The sequence below is a fragment of the Nocardioides sp. NPDC059952 genome, from assembly GCF_042730435.1.
GTDB lineage: Bacteria > Actinomycetota > Actinomycetes > Propionibacteriales > Nocardioidaceae > Nocardioides.
This window is the reverse complement of the sequence record NZ_JBHWLY010000142.1, coordinates 1-2,887: the sequence shown is the minus strand read 5'-3', so window position 1 is coordinate 2,887 and position 2,887 is coordinate 1. Positions and strand designations below refer to the sequence as shown.

3 protein-coding genes are annotated in these 2,887 nt (G+C 67.0%); all 3 read right to left on the bottom strand.

The annotated features are described in order from the left end of the window. Positions 1 to 19: 19 nt before the first annotated feature. On the bottom strand, positions 20 to 406 hold the full coding sequence (locus ACFV9G_RS29730) for an RNA polymerase-binding protein RbpA (protein WP_008359714.1): 387 nt from the start codon (positions 404 to 406) through the stop codon (positions 20 to 22). A gap of 241 nt (positions 407 to 647) precedes the next feature. Further along, positions 648 to 2,000, bottom strand: a complete 1,353-nt coding sequence (locus ACFV9G_RS29725; RefSeq protein ID WP_378733072.1) for an MFS transporter — start codon at positions 1,998 to 2,000, stop codon at positions 648 to 650. After that, the gene (locus ACFV9G_RS29720; RefSeq protein WP_378733070.1) at positions 1,997 to 2,854 is read right to left on the bottom strand and encodes a glycerophosphodiester phosphodiesterase; all 858 of its coding nucleotides are present in this window, start codon (positions 2,852 to 2,854) and stop codon (positions 1,997 to 1,999) included. Before ACFV9G_RS29720 ends, ACFV9G_RS29725 begins: the two co-directional genes overlap by 4 nt. Positions 2,855 to 2,887: the final 33 nt, after the last annotated feature.

Sequence of the window (2,887 nt, the reverse complement as noted above, 5' to 3'; positions counted from 1 at the left end):
TATCTGGCTGGGTCAGAAGTCAGGCGTTGGCCTTCTTCTTCCCCGGTCCCTTGCGGTGCAGGTGAGCCGGGCCGATCTCGCCACCACGAAGCAGGTCGAGGCGCTCCTTGAGGATGTCCTCGAGCTCCTTCTCCGAGCGCCGCTCCAGGAGCATGTCCCAGTGCGTACGCGCCGGCTTCTCAGCCTTCTCCTCCGGCTTGGCGCCGGAGAGGTTGAGAGCCTCCATGCCGCAGCGCGGGCACTCCCAGATGGCCGGAACCTCGGCCTCATCCGACATCGTGATCTCGAAGTCGTGACCCTGCGGGCAGCGGTAAGCCACCTGCTGGCGACCCGCGAACTCGATCCCGCGTTCGTCCTCAAAACTTTGTCCGCCCAGTCGGGCGCCGCGCAACGTGCGCTCGGCCATGAAGCACCTCCTGAGTCGATCGTCCCCCGTTGAATGAGCTGAAGAGCGAGGCGGTCTGCGGACTCATGACGCAGGCCGTCTGGCCTCTTCACATCGTCAACGGTACAGAGGAGGTGATGATTCCGTGAAATGTCGGGATCGTCGCCGTGTTGTTCGACACAGGACCCGCCTGACCTGCGAATCTCCCTGAGAAAGTCCTGAACGGCCGATGTCCCGAAACCGCCAGCCGCTGAGCACGCTCTCACACACGCTGGGGCGCTCGGTTGCCTGCCTGCTCGATGCCCTTCGCGGTGTTCACGAGCGCCAGCAGGCCGCCACCGACGACGAAGAAGGCGATCAGCGCCAGGATCGCCGGCCGGTAGGAGTCGGTGATCTGGTAGACGAGCCCGAAGACCAGGGTGCCGAGCCAGGAGGTGCCGCGGTCCATGGCGTGGTAGAGGCTGAAGTACTCCGCCTCCTTGCCCGCCGGGATGAACAGCGAGAAGTAGGACCGGGCCAGCGCCTGGGTGCCGCCCATGACCAGACCGATCCCGACCGCGACGACCAGGAGCGGCACCAGGGTCTGCTCCGGCACGAAGTAGGCCGCGACGACGATGACCATCCAGCCACCCAGACCGCCGAGGATCACCCGCTTGGCACCGAAGCTCTTCGCCAGCCGGCCGAAGAAGACCGCCCCGCCGACCGCCACGAACTGCACCAGCAGATAGATGCCGAGCATCGTGCCGGTCTCGAACCCGAGCTCCTCGACCCCGTAGATCGACGCCGAGCTGATCACCGTCTGGATGCCGTCGTTGAAGAAGAGGTACGCCAGCAGGAAGGTCAGCGCGACCGGATACTGCGGCAGCTCACGCAGCGTCACGAACAGCTGACCGAAAGAGCGCGCCACGACACCGCCGGAGACGTCCTCGACGTCGGCGGGCTCGCGCCGGCGGATCCGGCGCCACGGGATGATGATGAACCCCGCCCACCACAGTGCGGCCGAGAGCATCGAGATCCGCACCGCCAGCGCCGTCCCGAGGCCGAGGGGGTCGGCGAAGGTGACTAGGAGGAAGTTGACGGCGAGCAGGAGCCCACCACCGGCGTAGCCGTAGGCCCAGCCGATCGAGGAGACCCGGTCACGCTCGTCCTCGGTCGAGATCAGCGGAAGGATCGAGTCGCTGACCACCACCGCCGCGCCTGCACACAGGTTGGCGATGATGAACATGATCGAGCCGAACCACCAGTTGTCCCCGGTCATGAAGAACAGCAGCGCCGCGCAGAGCGCGCCGGCCCAGGCGAACCCGGCCATCAGGTCGGGCTTGCGCGAGGTGCGGTCGGCGATCGCGCCGACCAGCGGGTAGACGATCGCCGACAGGATCGTCGAGAACGTGATCACGAACGACGGCAACGCGCCGGGCGCGATCGAGAGCCCGAGCACGTCGATCCGGTTGTCGACGGCGGCGGCCTTCGCGATCTCGATCAGGTAGGGCGCGAACAGGACACCGGCCACCGTCGTCTGGAAGGCGGAGACGGCCCAGTCGGTGAAGAACCAGCCCTTCTGCTCCCGGGCCCGCTCGACCGGTGTGAAGTCGCCGATCCCGGCTGATGTGGTCACTTCTCGGGCTCCTCGTTGTTCTCTTTGTCGGGCTCAGATTGGTGGGGCGAAGTCCGAGACGGCCCAGCCTCCCACAGGCCACGTTCCTCCAGGAACGCTTTGAGCACGTCGGTGCGGTCCGTCATCAGACCGTCGACGTCACGCTTGACCAACCGCTCCATCTCGGCCGGGTCGTCGATGGTCCAGACGTGGACCTCCTTGCCGGCCCTGTGGGCGCGGCGGACGAGGCCACGCGAGGCCACCCGGATCGACAGCGGCCCGGCGAGGTGCTCGTGGTGCGGGATCTGGAAGGCGTCGAACCGCGACCCGACGAGTCGCTTGGCGATGCCGGTCGTCGGCGCCAGCAGATAGGCCAGGACCTCTCGGATGTGGGCCGAGGTGCGTACGCGTCCCTCGGTGAGCCGGCGGAACGCCTCGAGCCGTCGGGCCGAGAAGGAGCCGACGATGACCTTGTCCTCGTGGTCGGTCGCGGCGAGGAGCTCGGCCAGCGCACCGACCGAGCCGTCGGACTTGAGATCGATGTTGAAGGTGACCTCTGGGAACGCCTCGAAGAGCTCCGCCAGCGTCGGCACCCCGTGGATCCCGCCGATCCGGGCGGCCTTCACCTCGGCGTACGTCATCTCCGCGATCAGACCGCTGACGTCGGTCACCCGGTCCAGCGCCTCGTCGTGGAAGGCGAGCAGCACACCGTCGCGGGTGACGTGCACGTCGGTCTCGAGATGGGTGTAGCCGAGCTCCACCGCATGCCGGAATGCCTCCATGGTGTTCTCCATCCCGACCAGGTCGGGATGGAGCGCTCCACCACGGTGCGCATAGGCGCGTACGCGTCGTTGCTGCTCCTTCACGGGGAGCATCTAACCACTCGCGACGACCGGATCACATGAGCC